This is a genomic window from Sphingomonas panaciterrae (genome assembly GCF_036890205.1).
Classification (GTDB): domain Bacteria; phylum Pseudomonadota; class Alphaproteobacteria; order Sphingomonadales; family Sphingomonadaceae; genus Sphingomonas; species Sphingomonas panaciterrae.
On the sequence record NZ_JAKNQR010000001.1, the window covers coordinates 520,319 to 541,600 of the forward strand.

The window sequence follows — 21,282 nt, forward strand, 5'->3', positions numbered from 1 at the left end:
ATGTGGCTTCGACGCGCGCTGTTGTGGCGCCGCCAGCCCCATCTTTCGTGAAGCAACCAAATTCGTACCAAAGCCTCTGTCGGCCCTTTGGTTGTAGGGGGCGCAAACTGACCGATAAATACGCATCTTCCCCTAAAGCTTACCAAAAGCAGCGGCCATTTTAGCGAGATCATCGATCCCTGATCGGTGCACGCGCTCACCCTGAACCGCCGCGCAGGCGTCCGCACGGAGCATCATTCGTCAGAATTCGGCGCGAACGCCCAGGCGCAACGTGCGCGGCTCGACTACCCGGCTCAGCCGCCCTTCGATCGGGCCGTCCACATCAACCGAGGGGATGTAGGACTCGTAGAAATAGACTATGTCCTTGTCCCGGCTGTTCAGGATGTTGAGCAGCTCGCCATAGACCTGGAACCGTCCGATCTTCCGCGCCGCGCGAAAGTTGAACACGGTGCTTCCGCCATCTCTGACGCTATTGTCCTCGATCAGCGGATAGGGTCCCAGATGGCGTAGACGCAGGCTGGCCTCCCATGGGTCAAGCACAAGAGCGATGCCGGCAGACGCCGCATCCTCGAACGCATTGGGGATCCGGTCGCCATTGTCATACCGTGAGCGGCTGGCCGTGTAGTTGCCGTCAATCGCCAGCCAGCGCAGCGGCCGCCAGAACGCAACCAGTTCATAGCCGCGACGCTTACTCGCGCCGGTCGGCTCGACGGCGTTGGAATCGCCGACGAATCGCAGCTCGCTGTCCACGTCCAGCCACCAATACGTGGCGGTCAGCGTCAGCGAGGACAATTGCCAGCGCGCGCCCACTTCCTTGCCCTCGCCGCGCACCAGCACCGGCACGGGCGTTTCGGTATTCACCGCGCCGCGAACGTCGTTGGAGTGAAAACCCCGCCCCCAGTTGCCGTACAATTCCAGGTTCGGCGTCAGCGAATAGGCGACCGAGGCCTTGGGGGAGAGGATGGAATCATGCCCATTCCCCGTGCCGGCCTGCGCTGCGACCGCGTCGCGCGCACGGACGGAATAATGGTAATAATCGCCGCGCAGGCCGCCGATCAGACGAAGGCCCGCCAGCGGCTCCCACGTCGCCTCGCCATATAGCGCGGCCGACGCTTCCTCGACGTGGTACCGGCCGAGCGAGAACAGAAACCGGCGCTCACTCGTGCGCGAAACACCGACATTACCGATATGATCATATCGCGCCTCTGTGCCGAGCGTCAGCGTCAGCGCCTGGGACACCGTCCAGTGCTTCTCGCCGCGACCACCGATGATCCATCGCCGGTCGAACTGGCGGATCTGCGCACTTGTCCCGTCCGGGTCGGTGTAGGTCGGGTTGGACGTCATCGCCCAGTCGTAGAACTGGCCATAGATGTTCGCGCGCCAGTCCGTCTGGCGGAACGCGATATTGCCGACCAGCCGTGTGGTGCGCCCGCGTGCGGACGGATCGGGCGAACAGAATACATCGGGGCAGATCGGCGATCCGATGACTCGCTCGGGGATCTGCTCAGTTGGACGCCATGTCGCGTGATAGGCATTGAGCGACGCCTCGATCGTTCCCTCGCCAAGTGGCGCGACATATTTGGCAAAGCCGGACGCGTGGCGAAGATGCTCTGGCTCCTGCCACGGCCCGTCATAGATTTTCGCTTGGCCGGCGAGCGTCAGCTTGCCCGCGCCGAGCCCGTCGGTCGTCCCGCCCGCCGCCAGCCGAGCATAGCCATAGGAACCGCCTTCCAGCGACACCCACGGGGCATTGAAGCTCTCGATCGTCGTCATATAGGCCGCGCCGGCCAGCGCGAAGTCGCCGCCATCGGCGCGGTACGGCCCTTTGCGGAAATCCTCCCGCGCAATGATCTCCGGGATCAGGCCGTTGAGGTCGAGATAGCCCTGACCGTGACCATGGGTCCTCAGGTTCATCTGCACGCCATCGATGTAGGTGGTGAAGTCCGACCCGTGATCCAGGTTGAAGCCGCGCAGAAAGTACTGGTTGGCCTTGCCGCTGCCGGAATGCTGCGCGGCCACCATGCCGGGCACTGCTTCAAGCAGTTCCGAGACGCGCAGCAGCGGCCTCACCAGCAGGTCCGCACCAGCCACAGTCCCCTCGCTGGCGGCATGGGCAACGCCGATCTTCGCCTCCCCGCGACCAAAGACCACGATATCGGCACCCGCCGGCTCGGTCGACTCCGGCGTCGGCTTGGCTGCTGGCTGTCCGCTCAGCTGAGCCTCGGCCGGCACGGTGAAAGCGCAAGCCAACGCCGCCAGGCACCCCCTTAAAATGGCCTTCATCGACATTCCTTGCTGTGGGAAAGAGTTCGGCGATTGTGCCCCGCCGATCTCGTGCTTCGATGATTCGACAGGAGAGGAGAGAGGTTCCCAGCGACGATCGATGTAGTACAACCAAGGATGACTCCGCGCGCTAGGGGTAGAAATTCGGCGCTAGGCAGTATGTTCATCAACGCAGCGCGCCGTGCGTTAAGCTTAATCTTCGAATACTTCTCAACGAGCATATAATGCTCGTCGATTCGTGACTTTACGTATGACTAGAGATAATATCCCTGAAACACGCGCTCCGATGCACCCCTTTTGTTCTCTTCGAAGGTTGGTGAGAGTGTTGTTCCCCTTCAAAGCTGCGGTTGACCTAGAAAGGCCAACTCACGTCTTGATGTGAGTGCCGTTTTCCTTCCACTTGAAATGCCATCGCCACAGAAGCGGCATGACGATGAGCATTCCGCAACCATTTCGCCATTGATCAAGAGGCGCGATCGACGCGGCCTACTGCTTAGCAAGGGAAAGCTGCTACCCCGGGGCCATTACGGCGTCTCTCAGGTCCCGCGCCGATGCGGAACTTTAGCGGCTATGCGGGACACGTTCATGAAGCTCGCGCGGCCCGACGCTTTTAGATTTACCCGCCGCCACCCGCCAAGACCGCTGCCCCACCGCCTTCTTCTCTGCCATCGCGCTCGCCGCCACGTTCATCAGCTGCTTTGATCAGCGAGTACGCTGATGGAAGCGACTGCCGCACCGACCCGCTAGAAGCCACAGGCCAAGCTGAAAACCGTATCGCTTCACCTTCGTCTTTCAGGGAGCCCTTTAGGGCCAAGAGCGCGCGCAGGAGCGCGTCATGCCTCCTTTACGCCTCGGTGCGGCTGGTTTGCGCCGGCCTGTGTGAGGGTGCGGTCGAGTAGCTGTTCGTAGATTGGCCTGCCTCCCAGCCCCCGCGCCACTAGGCTGGCGGACAAGCAGGTGGCAACGAGCGGCAGCGTGACTGCGTAGGCGCCGGTCAACTCTAGTGTCAGCACCACCCCGACCATCGGCGAGCGGACTGAAGCGGTGAACAGCCCGCCCATTGCAGCGATGGCAAATGCGCTGGAAACTGGAGTGCCTGATGGAACGATCATGTGAACCGCCCCGGCAAAAGCCAGTCCGATGCAGGCCGCCAGAGATAGGATTGGCGCGAAGATACCACCGGGCGCGCCGACCGAATAGCTAGCAATTGTGGTGCAGAAGCGGATTGCGGACAACACCAGCAGCGCGAATGTGCCGGGGTTCGCGCGGACCCACCCAGGGATTAATGCCTCTCCACCGGTCACTGCGTCCGGCATCAGCGCCAGCAGCACACCGACCGTCAGTCCGACCGCAGCGGGGTAGAGATATGGTGCTGTCCTCGCCAACGCGCCCGCCAGGGCAAGGGCACGGAGAATGCCGGCGTTGAGCAGAACGCCGATCCCGCCCAGCAAGCATCCGAGCAGGACGAATAGCGGAAGGGTGCTGAGCGGCATCTCGGCCGCCGGCATGGAGAGATCTGCACCTGTGCCGCCGATCAGCTGGGTCATGACTGTCGCCAACAACGCCGCCAGGATAACCGCCATGTAGGTGTCAAATCGATAGGGAAACTGGCGCCTCGTCTCCTCGATCACGAACAGAACCCCGGCAACGGGTGCATTGAAGGCACAGGCAAGGCCAGCCGCCGCTCCAGATGCAAGCAGGCCACTTTGCCCGGTCGCGTCCAGTCTGAATCGCCCCGCAAGCATGGACGCGATCGATGCGCCGATATGGATCGTTGGCCCTTCGCGCCCCAGCACTAGGCCCCCACCGATCGCGGCGATTCCGCCGAAGAACTTGACCGGCAGCACCCTTGCCCCATGCACTTGCCGGAGCCCAGCCATCGCCCCTTCCACTTCCTGAACGCCGCTGCCACCGGCTTCCGGCGCGAGATGGCGGACCAACGCCACTGCTGTGACCGTCGCGATCATCGTGAGGAGCGCAGCTGTCGCCACCAACAGGAAGCCACCCAGTTGCGACCGAAGCAGCATTGGCCATTGCTGAAGCGAATTGAGCGAGAGGTGGAACAACGATCCGATGGTGCCGGTCACCACCCCCACTATCGTCGCGAGGACAAGATAGTGGAACAAAGCTCCACGAGCTTCGGCTGCCGATTTTGCCGGAATAGGGTCGTTCATGTGCCCACCCCATGAGTTCACATCGTTGCGGCAGCAGGCACCAACGTTGCTTAACTCCACTGGTTCATCGGACGGGCCGATGCACGGTGAAGTGAATGCCCGCGCGCTGCCCGTTTCAAACGTCGCTGATCACAGCCAGAAGATGAACGTGGCGGCGCGCGCGAAGGCAGAGAAGAAGACGGAGGCAGTAAGGGATCGCGTTAACGGAGCGATCCGCGCCGAACCTAAGCCGTTCTCGCCCCCTACTAGGCTCAGCTGCTCACAGCGCGCCTTGAGCGCAATGGATGAGTGGCGGCTTTCACAATGATTGTGGAGGGAAGCGGACGCCGTCCGAAGGGTCGTTCCGACTGAACTTCCTGCGTCGCCAATAGCCGAACCATACCGATCTCGCGCCGTGCAACGCGAGCTGACGCGGCTGGAATAAGCGATAAGCGCTTCTTGTCTGCTCTCCAGTCCTCGTCCTAGATCGCTTTGCTGATGCGGTCGCGAGTGCTCCGGCGCGCTGTAGGCCGTCAGCCCCTAACCCGCCCGAAAACAGTCGGGCGGACGATGAGCCGCCGCGCCAGATGCAGGGCTTGGCGGGAGCGGGATAATTCGCGAGCCCCAGCTATATTCGCTGTCATCTGCTCCTGGAATGGCAGCTTGAGGGGCTTTCGGCACCTCGGCCCCAGACGCCGGAACCCCAGCGCATGGGCGCGGTCAGTTGATCTACCTATTCTTGCAGGTTCGAGGCACGAGTAGTGTGATGAACGACGCCGAAGGTGACCGTTGTCGATGCGGGCACCACGCCGAGAGTGCTGGGTGGAAAACGACCGTGCTCGACATGTCCAAACCTCCCGCCCTGAACCAAGGACCCCCTCACCCTCCGCTATGCGCATGTCCTGCGGACAAGCTGGCCGGTCTGATCGAGTCTGGTCAGGCAACCCGCCCGATCTCAATCCCCAGCGGGTTGAACTTGATCGCCGTGGTGACGAAACACCATCTCTTCGACGATCTGTTCCTCGAATAGCATCGCATCTTCAACCAGCAGGTATTCCTGACTGCACGGATAAGCGCTTTCTTCCCAGGTGCCGGAATAAAGGCGGCGTCGCGGGGAAGGCACCGACTTGGAGAGGAGAATTCTTCAAAGTCGTGGTCAATTTTTGGGGCGTCGCGTCCGCTCGCCGCCTTCACTCTCGCATTGATGCTCGGCACCGCTGTGGCCGCTCAGGAACAGACGACCTCGCTCGGTGGTGGCTCGCAGAAGGCGCCTTTGTCGGCGGCGGCATCCGACCCGCGCGTGATGGGATGGATGCAGGGATTTCCCCCGCCCAAGGACAAGCTGATCATGCAACCGCAATCCGATTACTTCAGCTTTCCCAAGCTGCGCTGGTCGGTCTGCCACATTCGCCAGTTGCTGCCGACGGTGGAGATCAACCGTAGCCTGAAAAACGCCATTCCGCTGACGTATCTGCCGCCTGCGGAGCTTGCACGAACGGCAAAGACGATCAACGCGCTGACGTTCACCCCGCTCAATTCGAACAAGCCCATGACATGGGAGCAGTCGCTTGGCGTCAACTACACCGATGGCATGTTGATCTTCCACAAGGGGCGGGTTGTCTATGAGTGGTATTCCGGCTGCCTGGAGCCCGACGGCAAGCATGCCGCCATGTCGATGACCAAGTCCATGACGGGGCTGTTGGCGGAAATCCTGGTCGCGGAGGGCAAGCTCGATCCGAACGCACTGGTGACCCGCTATGTCCCGGAAGTGGCAAAGAGCGCCTTCGGCACCGCAACGGTGCGCGAAGTGATGAACATGACGACCGGGCTGGATTACTCGGAGGATTACGCCGATCCCAATGCGGGCGTGTGGAAATATGCGGCCGCTACGAGCCCCCTGCCAAAGCCCGCCGGATACAAGGGGCCGAACGGCTATTTCGAGTTTCTGGAGCAGATCAAGCCGGAAGGGAAGAACGGCGAGGCCTTTCACTACAAGACCCCGAATGCCGACATGCTCGGCTGGATCATTTCGCGCGTCAGCGGCAAATCGGTAGCGAACCTTGCGTCGGACCGGCTGTGGCGGCGGATGGGCGCGGAGCAGGACGCCTATATGACGGTGGACGCCTATGGCACGCCGTTTGCCGGCGGCGGGCTTAGTGCGGGATTGCGCGACGTCGGCCGGATCGGGCTCCTCGTGCTGAACGAGGGGGTGATCAACGGCGAGCGGCTGTTCCCCGCCGCAGCGGTGCAGGCGCTCCGGGCCGGGGGCGATCCGAAGAAGTTCGGAACGGAATATCCAGCGCTCATCGGTGGTAGCTACACCGGCCTGTGGTGGATCTATCCGGGCAACGGCAGGATCATCGCTGCACGCGGCGTCTATGGCCAGACGATCTATGTCGACTTTGACGCCGACATGGTGCTCGTCAGGTTCGCGTCGATGCCGAACGCCGCCAACAATCTGAACGACCCGACGTCACTGCCGGCGTATCGCGCGGTCGCCGCCTATCTGAGATCGCTGCCTCATAGGTGACACGTGGGGCGCCGTATGGGTATGGGCTAGGATGCGCAGATGTTTTCCCGCATGCCGCGAGGGCGATTCCGCCTGCTTTCTCTAAGTTCTTTCAGCAAGAACACAGCACGCCGGCTCGATTTGTAATAGATGAACTGCGGCTTTCGGGATTAAGCGTCGGCCGGCCGAACGACTGAAATTGGGCGCCTAGCTGCCATGTATCCTGCGTTGCGTCGAACGGCAGCTAACGCCCAATTGCGAGTTTGAAGCAAACTCGTACAGCCCTGGATGTGGCTCTTTTCAGCCTTAAGCCTTTGAGCGCGTCAGCTCTCATGGCGACGATAGCCGAAGGTTAGTTAGCACAATCCGCTATGCAGGGTCTACGAGCGATCTTACCGCTCCACGGTGGCGCCGAAGGTGCTGTTCTAGGTCCGGTGGGTTAGGGGGCAGCTACCATTCCCTGCTTACCCATCTAGAACGCGTCTTCCATCTGAGTAGCGGCAAGTCTGGTTGGCAGGATAGACCCCGCCAACCGAGCCTCAAGCCGCTATAGATCCATAGCAGTGCGCGAAATCAGTCGTCATGACCAAATGCGATTGCGAAAAGACTAAACTACTTGTCATGAGGCCGCTGGCGCAGGGAGATGCCATCGGGGAGTACAAATCGCTCTACCTGTGGTCGAGACGCGATTTCCTCAGCGTCACAGCTCATCGAAGTTACCCGGCCGTCATCGTCTACGATCTGCAAGCGCTCCCCATCGCGAGGCCAGCCCAAAAAGCTTAAAGTGATATTGCTGATCGTCTCAACACCCTCGTGCGAAAGAGTTGTCATGAGCGGCACAATTACCTTCTCGAGGTCCTCAGGACGAATTGTTCCGGTAATATCGAAGTGCAAGCTCGGTCCTCCAACATTGTTATGGAGCGGACCGGCTCAAGCCGGGTGTTGGAAACCTACGAAGGCGCAGGCGCATGCGCCTTTACCGGCCAGCCGGTTGGACATGCGCGCATGCCACCCGGCCACTGAATGACCGAGACATGCCTTCGAGGGGTTTCCACGCCCCATCGCCGCTCTGTAATCGGCGATGCGCTTTCGTCGCAGATCGATGGGACATCTGCAAGGCTAAGTCGTTAGCGCGGCAGACTTCAGCGGGGTCGGTTCTCAGGGACGCCGGCAGCCGCCTGCGGCGGTTGCGCTCAGTCGACTTCGAAGATTAACTTCGAAGTCGACTGAGCGCTCAAAGGAGCGGTTCGAAACGGCGCCGACCTGCCAGTAAGTTGCAATTCAGACGAGACTAGACAACCGATCTCACTGAAAACGTTAAAGTTACAGCCTTAGTTACAAGACGCTACCCGTCATTCCCGTTCTAGGCCGCGTGGCGCAGGCGAACTGCGCCCACGCCCTATTCGACTTCTCTGATCCCGGGGCCGCAGTCTGTCACTACGACCCCGTTTTTTGTGCCCGTTCTACCTACCGCGACCAGCCCAGAGAATGAGGATCTCCCGCGAGGTCCATGGTGCGCGCCACCACCGTCGCCGCGCCCCGCCTAGTTCAGCGCATTACCGATGCCGATGATCGAGAAGGCGGCGTTGGACACGGTGTTCAGGAACTTCTGGAAATCCACCAGCGGCGCGTTGGAGACATACAAGACGTCGCGGTTACGGATCTGGAAATCCTGCGCCGCGAACAGGGCGGTGCCGTTGCTCATGTCGAGGCGATAGATCACCGGGATGCGACCATCCGCCGTCCGGCGCGCGGTCGCCGCGACCTCGGGGGCGAGCGCAGCCGGATCCTCGAGGCGGAAGATGAACACGCCGTGCACGCTCGCGCGATCGTCGCGCAGCCCGCCGATCCGTCCCAGCGCCTGCGCCAACGACAGGCCGCCACCCTCGAACGGCACTTCCGCATTCTGCGCCACCGCGCCCAGGGCAATGAAGCTGAACGGCTGGAACAGCGCGGTCACGACGTCGCCCGGCGCCAGCGTCACATTCTGCGCCGGCTCGGCGATGATCGTTTCCAGCGGCATGATCGCGGTCCGCCCACCCCGCGCGAGCTGCACCGTCATCTTGCCCACCGGCTGGCGCGTGCCGCCCGCCGCCGCCAGCGCGTCGAGCAGCCGCTCCCCGCGCCCGGTCAGCGGCATCCGTCGGCTCGCCGCGACCTCGCCCAGGATCGTCACCGCGCGGCTGTCGTTCTGCACCACGCGCACCACCGCCTGCGGCGCGTGCGCCCGCCCGGCGAGCCCCGCGATGATCAGCCGCTCCACCTGCTGCGGCGTACGCCCGCGCACCGCCAGCTGGCCGACGAACGGGACCGAGATGGTGCCCTCCTCGCTGACCATCTGCTGCGGGATCGCCGCGCTCTGCGCCACCATCGGGTTGGCGGCGAGCCGCGGATCGACGCTGGTCGCGCCAAAGAGCACCGCCGGCGGCGCCTCCCATACGGCGACGTCCAGAATATCGCCGCTGCCGATCACCGTCGCGGTCGGCGGGGTCGATCCGAATACCTGCGCGAACCGCTGCGACTGTGTCGCCGCCCTCACGCGCTGGATCACATTGCTGTCGAGATCCATCACCTGGATATCGGCCGCGGCATAGCCTTCCTTATAGGCCCGCTTCACCGCGCCGGTGGACGGCCCCGACCCGCCGAACGCCGTGCACCCGGACAGCATCGCCAGCGTGATCGTGCCCGCGATCCATCGCCGCAGCCGGCGCGCGCCAGTGGGGTGCGCGGGCGTCAAATAGCGTGGCGTGTGCCGGGTCATCACAGGAACCTCTGATACAAGGCGGCAAGATGGTCGCGATAGATGGCGGGGCTGAAGCGGGCCGCCTGCTCCAGGCCGCGCCGCGACAGCTCGGCGCGCAGGTCGTCATCCGCATCCAGCGTGCGGATCGCCTGGCTGATCGCCGCCGTGTCATAGGGATCGATCATCAGCGCGGCATCGCCCGCCACTTCGGGCAGCGACGAGGTGTCGGAGCACAGCACCGGCGTCCCCAGCGACATCGCCTCCAGCACTGGCAGGCCGAACCCCTCGTACAGCGAGGGGAACAGGGCCGCCTTGGCGCCGCGGATCAGGCTCACCAGCAGGCTGAAGGGTGCATATTGCAGCTGGATCACCCGCTTGCGATGCAGGATCGAGCGGTCGGCGATCTGGAACCATTCCAGGCTCGCATTGTCGAGCAGGCGAAGCTCCTGCTCCGATTTCCACGCCTGCGCGCCCACCATCACCAGCGGCGTATCGACCTTGCTCGCCAGATAGGCCTCAAGCATCCGGCCGATGTTCTTCTTCGGCTCGATCGAGCCCCAGAACAGGAAATATTCCTTGAACCCGGTGCCGGTCGCCCCCTCCACCTCGCGCGCCACCTGCTCGTCGGATTTGTCCCGATACTTGGCCGGGATGTCGACCGACTGATAGGTGTTGGTGATCCGCTCCGGCGCGATCCCCGCCACCTCGATCAGGTCGCGGCGCGAACATTCCGACACGGTGACGAAGTGATCCGCCGTGCGATCAAGCTTCTTGAGGAGACTGAAATAGCGCCGTTTGTGGTCAAGCGTCGCATAGGGCAGCCGCAGCGGCACCAGGTCGTGCAGCGTGTAGATGTTGGTCGTCTTCTTGACGCGCAGCGGAATGGGATAGGTCCAGTGCACCAGGTCTGGCCGCACCGGCAGCCGCACGTTGGACACCTCCCCCCACAGCTTGAACGCGCTCTGCGAGCGCTTGAACACGTCGGTCGCATTGTAGAGCGTGTCATAATGCGGCATCCGCGCGCTATATTGCCGCGCGATGACCTTGCCGGTGATCGGCACCTCCGCCGCGACATGGCCAAGCGGGCCGAGCAGCGCGCGGTGGAACTGCTCGATGATCTCCAGCGACCGGTTGCGCTCCCCCACATTGCTGTCGAAGAACGCGATCTCGCGCATCAGTGGCTGGCGCGATGGCGCGGCGCGATTGCCGTAGAGCACCGACGTGCGATAGCCCAGATGCCCGATCTCATAGCTGAGGTTGCGCGCGTAAGTGGCGACACCGGTGCCCTTTTCCAGCCCCAGATTATAGCCGTCGATCAGGATGTTCTTCATTGGGCAACTACCATGATGGATGGGGCGGGCCGCTCATTGTTCGGGCCACTCATTGTTCGGGCGCTCATTGTTCGGCCATTCATTGTTCGGTCTGCGGCTCGACGAGGTGCTGCAACGCCGCCTGCGTCAGCGGCCAATCGGCAAAGCCGCCAAGGGTGATGAGCAGCGGCAGCGGCGCCTGTCCCGCGACGATGCCGTCGATCAATTGCTGACGAGTGTCATCGGACGCCTCGGACAGCGCGATGACGCACACGGTCCGCGCCCAGTCGGCGGCGTCGCTTCCCGCCGCCGATCCCTCGGTGCCGCCACCGTGCGCCAGGTCGCGCGGGATCACCCCATGCTCGCGAGCATGGCGCAGCCACGGCTCGTGCACGCCGCGCACGCGCTCATGGCTCAGCATGTCGAACAGCAGGTCGTCGAAGGTGGCGTGGCGACGCAGCAGCGCGACCATTTCGGTCTCCGGCGCCTCCTCATCCCACAACAGGCGCGCCAGCACCGTGATGTCGGGTCCTCCCGGCACCTGGTTCTTCACCGGCCCCTTTACATAAGGGTGGACCGGCCATGCGGCGGGTTCGATCCCCTGCCGCGACAGCACGAAGGCGAGATGCTCGATCACGTCATGGACCGGCTCGCCGAACGCGCAGGCGGTGCGATAGGAGGCTTCCGCGCGCTGGAAGTCGCCATCCTCCTTGGCGACATGCGCATGCTGCACCCAATAGGACCGCTGATAGGGATGCAGCGCCAGCGCGGCGGCATAACGCTCCTCCGCCTCGCCCCAGCGGCGTTCGTCGCGCAGCCAGTCGCCCTCGCGCACCAGCATCGTGAACCGCTCGTCCTGTAACGCGCGGTGCTGCGCCACTTCGATCAGCGCGCCGCGATCGGCGGTGGTCGAATGGTCGATCACCGGCGCGGCGATCAGGCCGATCCGCTCGCGGAACTCGCCGTAGGCCGTTTCGAAATCGTCATAGAGCGCCAGCTTGCCCTGATGCAGCAGCGCGAAACGGTTGCAGTGATCGCGGACATAGCCGGCATCGTGAGAGATCAGCACCATCGCCCGGTCGCCGCGCTTGCCGAACAGCTCGTAATTGCAGCGATCATGGAACCGCGCGTCGCCGACCGCGCCGATCTCGTCGATCAGGAAGCAGTCAAACTCGATGATCATGGAAATGGCGAACGCCAGCCGCGCGCGCATGCCTGACGAATAGGTCCGCACCGGCTCACGCAGATAGGGCCCAAGCTCGGAGAAATCCTCGACGAACGCCAGGTTGCGCGCGAAATCCTGGTCGTACACGCGGCTGATGAAGCGCACATTGTCGACCCCGGTCAGGTTCTGCTGGAACGCCCCGCCAAAGGCGAGCGGCCAGGATACCGACATGGTGCGCTCGATCCGCCCCGCCGTCTGCCGCTCGGCGCCGCTGATCAGCCGTACCATGGTCGACTTGCCGGCCCCATTGCGTCCCAGAATGCCCAGCCGCTCGCCCATGCGCAGTTCCAGGTCGATGCCGTCGAGCACGACATTGTCGCCGAACCGCGTGCGATACACCTTCCGGACGCCGCTCAGCCGGATCATTCGGGCACCACCCGCGCCGCGACCCAGCGCGTCGCGACCAGCGCGACAAAGGTCAGCACCAGGCAGAATGGCAGGACGTAGCCCAGGTCATAATGGGCGTTCACGCGCGACCCGAAATAGCCTTCGCGCACGATCTCGGTCCCGTGGACCATCGGGATTAGCAGCACATATTTCTGCGCCACCTCCGGCAGCGCGTCGACCAGGAACGCCGCGCCGGACAGCGGGAAGATCAGGTAGGACGCCGGGTGCCACAATTTGTCGACCAGCTCGCTCTCATGCGACAGCGCGCCCAGCGTGATCGCCAGCGCAGCGCCGAACCAGGCGATGATGAGCCAGCCGGCCGCCACTTCCAGCACATTCTCGGGCGGCTTCAGCCAGCCGAGGGCGATGAAGAACACGCTCAGCGTCGCGAAGGAAATGGTCGCGCCGCCGAATTCCAGCAGGATCCGCGCGACATAGATGTCCAGCACGCGGATGTTGCGATGGTACATCAGCGACAGGTTGCTCCACAGCGCGCCGATGCACCGCCCCGGCATGTTGCGCCACAACAGCACGCTGGAATAGCCGGTCAGCGCGAAGGCGACGATCGGCAGGTCGCTGCCATGGACCGACTTGCTGGCCGTCCACAGCGCGGTCACGCCGGCGGTGAACATCATCGGCTCGACGAACAGCCACAGGAAACCGATGTTGTGCCGGCCGTAGCGGGTCAGCATCTCGCGCACCAGCAAGGCGCCCAGGATGCGGACCTGGACGCGCATGCTTTCGCGCAACGGGGGCGTGGCGGCCCGGTCCATCAGTCGCGATGCTCGCGCACGCCGACCAGCAACACCGACAGGATGCCCCAGGTGAGCAGGCCAAGCAGCAGGGTCGCGACAATCCCCCGCAGCCGCTTGGGCTCGACCGCATAATCCGGCAGGCTGGGCTCGGCGATCCGCTCGACATAGGCGCGCTTGCGCCGCGCCTCGGCGCGCGCATCCTGCAGCCCGATCAGCGCCGCGGCGAGTTGCTTGCCCGCCAGCTCAGAATCCAGCAGCAGCACCTGATAGCGCGCAGCGGTCGACGACAGCGAGCCGGAACCGCCGGCGATGCTGGCGGTCTGGGCCGCGATCTCGCGCTGCAACGAGGCCACCTGCGTGCGCAGGTACGGGATCTGCGTCGCCTGCGGGGTGTATGTCTCCATCTGCTTCAGCTGGGTCTGCGCGGCGATCAGCTCGTCCTGCAGCTTGGACACCATCTGCAGCCGCGCGGCGGCCTGCTTCTCGGGATCGATGATGCGTGACCGGTTGCGGTAATCGGCCAGCGCGATCGCCGCGTTGCGCGCACGCTGCTGCGCCTCGTCGACCTCGCGGTTCGCCAGCGCCAGCGCGTCGCCGCGCGCCCGGTCCGACAGGCGGTTGACCAACGCTTCGGATCGCTCGAGCAGCCGTTCGTTGATCGCCTGCGCATCGGGCGCGGCAAAGGCGCGGACAGTCAGGTGGACGACCTGCGTGGTCGGCTCATCCTCCACCGTCACCTTGTCGAGGTAATAGCGATACAGCCGCTCGCGGTTCGGCTCCCGCAGCCCGCCGAACCGGTCCAGCACGAAGATCTTGGCATCGCTCCATGCGCGGCTCAGCAGGTTGGCGCGATTGGCATCCGCAACGGCGCTGCGCGACTCGAGATACTCGATGACCGCATTGCTCTCCTCGCTCGCCCCGGTCAGCCCGCCGCTGCTCAGCACCTGCCCCAGCGACGTGACCGCCGCCTTGCTCGGGCTGCGCACGACGAAGCGCGATTCGGAAACATAGACGTCGCTGGCGAACAGCCCGAAGTAGAGGAACGCCCCAAGCGTCGGGATGACGACCGCGATCAGGAAAATCGGACCAAGGCGTCTCAGCCGTACCAGCAGGTTATTGGTCAATCTCGAACCCCCCGGTCGTTGTTGGCTAGGATCCAGATCGGCAACCATGCTTGTGTCGTTCGCCCTTCCTGGGCTGACCGATCATCGGGCAAGCAGCCACCTCCTTCCGCTCACGCCACATCCTCGCACTCCCCGATCGGCGCGGCCGGGTGCGCGGCCTCCCCGTCTTCCCCGCGCTCCAGCGTCGGCAGCCATTCGTCGACGCGGTCGAAATGATCGCCCCAAGTCGTCGGGCGGAACCGCCGAACCTGCATGATCTGGCGCCGATACCGCGGGCAATCGTCACCAAAACGGGCGATCACGGCCGCCCATGCCTCCACGTCATGCGGGTCGAGCAAACAGGGGATCCCCTTCCCCACCTCGTGGAAACACGGCAGGTCGCTGGCGATCACCGGCAGCCGCAGCCCCAGCGCCTCCGCCATCGGCAGTCCGTATCCTTCCGCCAGCGTCGGCATCAGCATGGCGCAGGCCCCCGCCATCAACCCTGCCAGTTCCTCGTCGGTGCAATGGTCGATCCGGACGACATGCTCGGCCAGGTCGGGATCGCGCGCCAGCATGTCGCGCACCTGTTCGGCGCCCCGCCCCCATTGCCCGACGATGACGAGCCGCGGCGCCGCCCGCCCCATCCGCTGGCGGAGCCGCCGCCACACTTCGAGCAGCAGGACATGGTTCTTGCGCCCCTCGATCGTCCCCACGCACAGGAAATACCGCTCGGCATCCCCGTGCAGGCCGCGGCGCGTCTCGAACGTCGCCCCCGCCAGCGGTGTGACAAGCAGCGGTGGCGGCTTCAGCCGGCACTCACGCGCAAAGCGCAGCAAGTCCTCCGCCACTGCCTGGCTGCTCACGACGATACCAGCGCCATGCCGCAACGCATTGGCCACGCGGCCCAGATGCCGCCGGACCGCATGGGGGCGGCAAAGCTGCTTGTGGGTGATCGGGATCAGGTCATGGATCAGATACACCGGCCGCAGCCCGTGCCGCCCGATCCAGCGCGTGTGCGACGGCAGGTCGAAATCGGTGTGGCCGACGTTGACATAGGTCGCGCCGGGCGGCGGCGCGCTCCCCGCCGCCAAGGCCCGCGGCGCAAACGCCGCGATGCGCGCCTGGAAGCCGCGGCGCCGATCGCGCAGCAGATCGAACAGGGCGTCCGTGTGCCGCCGATCCAGCACACGGATGAAGCCGCGGTGCTGGATCACGGCCGATGCCCGCCCGGCATAATGGTGGAGGTAGGCGTAGCAGACCCGGTCGATGCCGGTGGGCAACCGGCCGGTCCAGCAGCACGCAATCAACCGCGTCACATCCAGCAGCAGGGCCCGCCCCGCATCCGGCGGCGGCCGCGCTGCCGCCAGGGCGTGGCGCATGGCCGCGACAAGATGATCACCGGACGCCGCATCGCGCCGTTCCCAAGCCGCCGGACAATCGTCGTACACAGAAAGAAGTTGGTCAGGCTTCACGACCGTCCCCTCCCTGTGCTGAATGCCACGCGAGTGTATTGGCCGATATCGCAGCTTATACTTACTTCGGCCCAACCCCAATATACGCTTTTCTCTCGCAAACTGCCCTGGGCAACGTCGCGCCCTTCATCGCGCACCGCCGCCTCACGGCGGATTCGGGCCCCCTGCCAAGTGTGAAACTCCCTTAGTTCTTCGGGGTTCGCGGGGGGATACATCCGCCGCATGACATGTCGCTTTCGCCCGCGCGTGCACGATCTGATGGTCAGCAGGCGGCGTCGGATCGTGCAGCGTCCTGGGCACAGCACCGGGCGGGCACTCCCCGGGGGCGCGCCACACGATCCACCCGGCAGCGACTCCTGATGTTCCGGCGCGACCTCGCCCTCGCTGGACACGGCGGGTGAACGCAGCTTGACGACGATCTGTATCGATTGCCGCTACATTGGCAGGCGCTACAGCGGCATCGCTGAGGTGCTGCGGGGGTTGATCGATCTGATGCCGCTCCGCGCGCCCGACCTCGACTTCCTGCTGCTGCGCAACCCGGCGCATCCCGGCCCGCTCAGCGCGGCCGCCAACGTCACCGAAGTCGTGGTGCCCCAGGCGGCGAACGGCCCCGCGAGCATGTGGTGGCTGCCGCGTCTCATCGACATGGCAGCAATTGACCTGTTCCACGCACCGTCCAACATCATGCCGGCGCGGCTGACCGTCCCGTGCGTCACGACGGTGCACGACATCATGTGGCTGACCCATCCGGACTGGTGCCGCACCGGCCTGCGCGGCACGATCGACCGCCTGTTCTACGGCCACGGCATCCGGCGCGCGCTGCGATCCGCCGATGCGATCGTCGCGGTCAGCGAGGCGACCGCACGCGATATCGTCACGCATGATCCCTCCGCCGCGCCGCGGGTGCATATCGCCCGCTCCGGCGTCGCATCACGCTTTCGCCCGGTCGCCCCGGACTGGCCTGCATTGGCGGCGCTCGGATTGCATCCGGATCGGCGCTTTGTTCTCACCACCGGCCAATATGCGCCGTACAAGAACCATGAAGGTGCGATTGCCGGTTTCGCGACCGCATTTCGCGACCGTACCGACATCGATCTCGTCATCGTGCAGCGCGCCGGCCCCGGCGTGCGGCGGCTGCACCGCCTGGCGGCAGAGCTGGGGATCGCGGACCGCGTGCACCTGCTCTCGGCGGTGTCGGAGGATGTCCTGCTGTCGCTCTATTCGGCCGCCAGTGCCTTTCTCCACCCATCGCTGTATGAAGGCTTCGGCAATCCCGTGGCGGAGGCGATGGCATGCGGCTGTTCGGTCATCACCAGCAATGTATCGGCCATGCCCGAGGTGGCGGGCGGTGCCGCTCGCCTGGTCGATCCCCGTGATCCGGCCGACATCGCGCAGGCCCTGGTTGCGGTGGTCGATGACAGCCGGACGGCGGCCGACCTGCGCCGCGCCGGGCTGGCCCGCGCCGCCGAGCTGAGCTGGGAAAGCGCGGCGACGACCATGATCGGCATTTACCGCCAGACCGTGTCGCGATGATGGAAGATCGAGTACCCGTGAACCAAGCAGACAGCCTGTCCGTGATCGACATGGTCTTCCGCAGCGCGGCCGCTGCCGAATACCGCGTGGCCGGCATTCCCGCTGCGGCGCGCGCGGCGCGCGGCGTGGCGGAGGCTTTTGCCGGCGAGGATATCCGCTGCATCATCACCGCCGAAGCATCGTGGACGCCCGGCGCCGGCTGCCGCGCCGAATGCCGGCGTCTTGCCCTGGGCCTGCACCTCGTGCTCGGCGGATCGCCCGCCCCCGGCGCGCTCCGCATCGATGGCGAGGCGCTGGTCGCCGCCCTGGCAGATCTCGCCCCCGGCGGGGATGTTGCCGCCACCGTCCAGTCGGCCCTCGCCCCGGTCACCTGGGGCGCTGAGGATCCCGCGCTCGCGCTGCGCCACGCCAGCCGGACGATCATCGCCGGCACCGGCAAGCCGACGGACGGCATCGTCTCGCGCTACCTCAATCGCCCCATCTCGCAGCGGATCACCCGCACCCTGCTGCGATGCCCGGGCATTACCCCGTTTCACGCAACCCTGGGCACCGCAACGCTGGGGCTGGCGATGATCCTGTCGCTGCTGCTGGGCGGGCATCCGGGGCTGATCCTGGGCGCGATCCTCTTCCAGGCGGCCTCGATCTTCGACGGCGTCGACGGGGAAATGGCGCGCGCGACGTGGCGCACCTCGGATCGCGGCGCCATGCTCGACAGCCTCGTCGACGCGCTGACCAACCTCGCCTTCGTGACCGGCGTGACGGTCAATCTGGCGCTGAGCGACGATGTGTCCGCCAGCCTCGCCGGCGCGGCCGGGCTGGTCATGCTGGCCAGCGGCCTGTTCCTGATCGGGCGGCGGGCCAAGGCATCGGGCCAGCCGGTCAATTTCGACGTCATCAAGGGGCATGTCGGCAAGCGGCGGTCCGCCGTCATGCAGTGGCTGATCTGGCTCACCATGCGCGATTTCTTTGCCGCCGTGGCCGCGCTGCTGATCATCCTTGGCCTGACGCGTCTCGCCTTGTTCGCCTTTGCCATCGTCGCGGCCGGCTGGCTGGTGGTGACGGTCACCGTCCTGGTGCGCACCAGTCGCCGCCACGCAGCGGCGGCAAAGCATCCCGACGGCGCATTGCGCGGGGGCTATTCGCTTTGACGGCGACCGGGCCGTCAGCCCCCGATCTCGCCGCCACGCTGAGCGATCCCGAATGGCGCAGCCTGCATGATTTCCTGACCGGCCTTGCCGATGAAACCGCACGGCTGGTGGTCCCCGCACCGCTTCACCACGCCTTTCCTGGCGCCATCTGCCCGCAGGACATGGCCGATCCGATCGCGCAGGGGTTTGCGGCGATCGCGATCCACAAGGGCGACTACACCTCGATCCCCGCGGATAGCCTCTACCCGCTGCTGATCCTGTACCGCCCCGTCTTCGCCAATGCGGTGTTCATCGTCCTCGCGCCGTCCGATCGCGCCGGGGCCGCCGCCGACCGGGCGCACACCGGCGCGTTGACCGCGATGATCGCCTGGGCCCGCACCCATGCCTCACCGGCGCTGGTCGCCGCCACCACCACGCCGCACGCCGAACTGTCCGCCGATGAGGCACTGACGGCGATGGCGCGGCTGATTGCGCGCGATCTGGTGCAGCAGGTCAGCGACGACAGCGGCCTCGTCGCGGTCGCCGAAACCGCGCTGCCCTTTGCCGGCACGCGCTGGTTCTGGGGCGACGACGCGGGCAAGGTGGCCGAATTGTTCTGCCTCCCCACGCTGGCCGCGGAGCAGCCCGACCTTGCCCCGCGCCTCATCGATCTGGTGATGGCATTGTCCCCGGCGGGCCTCATCCACCGCCGCATCGGCCCCGCCGACCTGCGCGTGGAATCGGACGATCCGCACGATCTCAAGGTGGCGACGCCCTTCACGATCACCTTCGGCGACCTCTCGCGCGGCCGCATCCAGCAGGCGATCCGCTTCAACGACGGGCGCACCCGCCCGATCGTCTGCTTCGTCCCCGGCACGCTGACCGCCAGCTGGCGCGGCCGGCCGGTCACCTGCGACCTCGCCGCCGCCATCTTCGCGCAGGAGGTGAAGCACGACGGCGACCGCGTGATGCTGCGCCATGTCAGCACCATTCGCGATCCCGGCGACGTCACTCGCGAACTTGCCACCGTGACCTGTACCTACTCGCTCGCGGCAGACCGCAGCACCATTGGGTTCGAACTCGCCGTCCGGCCGGCGCGCTTCGTGACCCTGAAGGACATCACCGTCACCCCGGGGCTGGGCGATCTCGACCAGCTCGGGCATTTCGACACGCTCACCACGCTCGGCAGCACGTCCCAGCCGCACATCGCTCCCGCGCTTGGTTCCCTGCCGCTGTCGGCCGCCGCCATGCCCTATCTGTGCCTGTGGGAAAGCCGCAGCCTGCCCGGCCATGCCGTGGGCGTGCACATGGCGCCCGCCGACGCCGCGACGGAGCTCTCAGCCGTCACCAACGACGAGCAACTGACCGGCCTCCGCCTTCACTATCGCGGCCGCGCCGCCACGCGCCGCACGCCCTTCGTGGTACGCGACACGCGGCTCGTGACGACCGGCGGCTATTATGACCGGGCGGCCGAGTATCGCGATCTGATCCACGACGCCGGCGACGGCGGCTGGTGCCGCGATCCCAGCATGTCCTACGATACCGGGGTGGAGCTGAACGCAGTCGCCACCTGGCTCTTCTTCGCCAGCACGAACGCCTACGGCACAGTGCCGCCCGATCGCATGACGACGCTGCGCGCCTGGTACGACCGGCACCTGTCGCTCTACCGCGATCACCTGCGCCCCGACGATCCGAACGTTCACGAACGGATTTTCGTGCGCGGCCTCGCCTTCGTCACCCTCTCGCTCGACACGATCGCCCGCGTCCATCCCGACGCCGGCTATGACCGCCTTGCCGACCGGCTGACGAACCTGCTCCTCGACACACAGACCCCGGTCGCCGATGATCCGGACGCCGCCGTCTTCGGCAGCGGCCTTCCCGACGCGCCCTGGCGGCCGGAGCTCGACAGCCAATGCGCCGCCTTGCTCGCGCTCGGCCGCCGCGCCTGCACCGAGCCGCCGAGCACCGCCCTCGCCGCCGCCATCGCGGCCGGCGTGACCGCGCTGCGCATCGCCACCCCGACCAGCTCCAGCTACGGCAACGACCCGCTCGATCATCCCACGATCGTCATCAGCCGGAGCATGGACGACGACGATCTCGTCGACACCGGCTTCTGGACCTACAAGCTCGGTCTGGCGCTGCGGGCGTTCCACCTGATCGACCATGCCGCCACCACCGGCCGCCTCGCTCTTCCCGACGCCACCCGCGCCCATCTGCAACAGCTCGCCGCCACCGCCACCCAGGCGTTGCTGCGTGCCGCCGACTATCGCGACGGCCTGATCGAGGTGCGCACCTCGTTCAACGCCGGGGAGACCAATTCGGAAACCCAGCCCTGGGCGGCGCTCGGCCTCGTCCCGCATCTCGACCGCGCCCTGCTCGATATCCCCGCCGGTGAGGCGCTTCCCCTGCGCGTCGCGATCACCCCAAAAGGCGTAACGCGCACGATCAGCGAGCCGGCGCGGTGGCGATACTCGAACGGCCGCGCGCAATATGCTAGCGCTCGGCCGAAGGTTTCAGGCGGGGCAAACTGGATGCATCTTTCCTTTCACGGCACGGCAATTGCTGATCCAGTGACCAGGGCGCCGCGTTGACCACCCACCTTTCCCACCAGGCCATGGCGGCGCCGCTTCATGATCGGGATCAACCTCGCCCTTCGTCGGTTGATCCCCACCCGAACTT

Annotated in this window: 13 protein-coding genes; 5 read left to right on the forward strand and 8 right to left on the reverse strand. The window is 65.4% G+C overall.

The window, feature by feature from the left end; genetic code table 11:
• Nucleotides 1-240: 240 nt before the first annotated feature.
• Together L8F96_RS02555 and clcA are read right to left on the reverse strand one after the other, a co-directional pair.
• A complete protein-coding gene (locus tag L8F96_RS02555) occupies nucleotides 241-2,283 on the reverse strand; it encodes a TonB-dependent receptor (protein ID WP_334654920.1) in 2,043 nt (680 codons plus the stop codon).
• Between the two features lie 833 nt (nucleotides 2,284-3,116).
• The gene (clcA, locus tag L8F96_RS02560; RefSeq protein WP_334654922.1) at nucleotides 3,117-4,457 is read right to left on the reverse strand and encodes a H(+)/Cl(-) exchange transporter ClcA; all 1,341 of its coding nucleotides are present in this window, start codon (nucleotides 4,455-4,457) and stop codon (nucleotides 3,117-3,119) included.
• Nucleotides 4,458-5,202: 745 nt separating this feature from the next.
• Here clcA and L8F96_RS02565 point away from each other — a divergent pair.
• Together L8F96_RS02565 and L8F96_RS02570 are read left to right on the forward strand one after the other, a co-directional pair.
• Nucleotides 5,203-5,466 carry a hypothetical protein gene (locus tag L8F96_RS02565; protein ID WP_136451793.1) on the forward strand — a complete coding sequence of 88 codons (264 nt, stop codon included), beginning with the start codon at nucleotides 5,203-5,205 and terminating at the stop codon, nucleotides 5,464-5,466.
• A gap of 174 nt (nucleotides 5,467-5,640) precedes the next feature.
• Complete coding sequence (locus L8F96_RS02570; protein ID WP_334654924.1) at nucleotides 5,641-6,966, forward strand: serine hydrolase domain-containing protein; 1,326 nt, start codon at nucleotides 5,641-5,643, stop codon at nucleotides 6,964-6,966.
• A 1,522-nt stretch (nucleotides 6,967-8,488) separates the two neighbouring features.
• Here the strand turns inward: L8F96_RS02570 and L8F96_RS02575 are convergent.
• The 6 genes from L8F96_RS02575 to L8F96_RS02600 all read right to left on the reverse strand — a co-directional run bounded on the left by L8F96_RS02575 (nucleotide 8,489) and on the right by L8F96_RS02600 (nucleotide 15,943).
• The gene (locus tag L8F96_RS02575) at nucleotides 8,489-9,706 is read right to left on the reverse strand and encodes a polysaccharide biosynthesis/export family protein (protein ID WP_125945569.1); all 1,218 of its coding nucleotides are present in this window, start codon (nucleotides 9,704-9,706) and stop codon (nucleotides 8,489-8,491) included.
• Nucleotides 9,706-11,019: a glycosyltransferase family 4 protein gene (locus L8F96_RS02580; protein ID WP_197075456.1), complete on the reverse strand. Its 1,314-nt coding sequence runs from the start codon at nucleotides 11,017-11,019 to the stop codon at nucleotides 9,706-9,708. Before L8F96_RS02580 ends, L8F96_RS02575 begins: the two co-directional genes overlap by 1 nt.
• Before the next feature lie 79 nt (nucleotides 11,020-11,098).
• Nucleotides 11,099-12,589, reverse strand: a complete 1,491-nt coding sequence (locus tag L8F96_RS02585) for an ATP-binding cassette domain-containing protein (RefSeq protein WP_334654931.1) — start codon at nucleotides 12,587-12,589, stop codon at nucleotides 11,099-11,101.
• Nucleotides 12,586-13,383, reverse strand: a complete 798-nt coding sequence (locus L8F96_RS02590) for an ABC transporter permease (RefSeq protein ID WP_125945567.1) — start codon at nucleotides 13,381-13,383, stop codon at nucleotides 12,586-12,588. Before L8F96_RS02590 ends, L8F96_RS02585 begins: the two co-directional genes overlap by 4 nt.
• Nucleotides 13,383-14,489, reverse strand: coding sequence for a KpsE/RkpR family capsule polysaccharide export protein (locus L8F96_RS02595; protein ID WP_052742489.1), 1,107 nt, complete (start codon nucleotides 14,487-14,489; stop codon nucleotides 13,383-13,385). Before L8F96_RS02595 ends, L8F96_RS02590 begins: the two co-directional genes overlap by 1 nt.
• Before the next feature lie 110 nt (nucleotides 14,490-14,599).
• Nucleotides 14,600-15,943 (reverse strand): glycosyltransferase family 4 protein, encoded by a 1,344-nt coding sequence (locus tag L8F96_RS02600; RefSeq protein WP_334654934.1) that lies wholly within the window; start codon nucleotides 15,941-15,943, stop codon nucleotides 14,600-14,602.
• Nucleotides 15,944-16,351: 408 nt separating this feature from the next.
• Between L8F96_RS02600 and L8F96_RS02605 the strand changes: the two genes are divergently transcribed.
• The 3 genes from L8F96_RS02605 to L8F96_RS02615 are packed head-to-tail and all read left to right on the forward strand — an operon-like array spanning nucleotide 16,352 to nucleotide 21,194.
• Nucleotides 16,352-17,476 (forward strand): glycosyltransferase family 4 protein, encoded by a 1,125-nt coding sequence (locus L8F96_RS02605; protein WP_334654936.1) that lies wholly within the window; start codon nucleotides 16,352-16,354, stop codon nucleotides 17,474-17,476.
• A gap of 17 nt (nucleotides 17,477-17,493) precedes the next feature.
• Complete coding sequence (locus L8F96_RS02610; RefSeq protein ID WP_334654938.1) at nucleotides 17,494-18,624, forward strand: CDP-alcohol phosphatidyltransferase family protein; 1,131 nt, start codon at nucleotides 17,494-17,496, stop codon at nucleotides 18,622-18,624.
• Nucleotides 18,621-21,194: a hypothetical protein gene (locus L8F96_RS02615; RefSeq protein ID WP_334654940.1), complete on the forward strand. Its 2,574-nt coding sequence runs from the start codon at nucleotides 18,621-18,623 to the stop codon at nucleotides 21,192-21,194. Before L8F96_RS02610 ends, L8F96_RS02615 begins: the two co-directional genes overlap by 4 nt.
• The last annotated feature ends 88 nt before the right edge of the window (nucleotides 21,195-21,282 follow it).

Bases quoted from the DNA above. Each gene is read 5' to 3' on its own strand.
- clcA (WP_334654922.1), bottom strand. From the start codon at position 4,457: ATGAACGACCCTATTCCGGCAAAATCGGCAGCCGAAGCTCGTGGAGCT.
- L8F96_RS02590 (WP_125945567.1), bottom strand. From the start codon at position 13,383: ATGGACCGGGCCGCCACGCCCCCGTTGCGCGAAAGCATGCGCGTCCAG.
- L8F96_RS02585 (WP_334654931.1), bottom strand. From the start codon at position 12,589: ATGATCCGGCTGAGCGGCGTCCGGAAGGTGTATCGCACGCGGTTCGGC.
- L8F96_RS02580 (WP_197075456.1), bottom strand. From the start codon at position 11,019: ATGAAGAACATCCTGATCGACGGCTATAATCTGGGGCTGGAAAAGGGC.
- L8F96_RS02575 (WP_125945569.1), bottom strand. From the start codon at position 9,706: ATGACCCGGCACACGCCACGCTATTTGACGCCCGCGCACCCCACTGGC.
- L8F96_RS02570 (WP_334654924.1), top strand. From the start codon at position 5,641: ATGCTCGGCACCGCTGTGGCCGCTCAGGAACAGACGACCTCGCTCGGT.
- L8F96_RS02555 (WP_334654920.1), bottom strand. From the start codon at position 2,283: ATGAAGGCCATTTTAAGGGGGTGCCTGGCGGCGTTGGCTTGCGCTTTC.
- L8F96_RS02565 (WP_136451793.1), top strand. From the start codon at position 5,203: ATGAACGACGCCGAAGGTGACCGTTGTCGATGCGGGCACCACGCCGAG.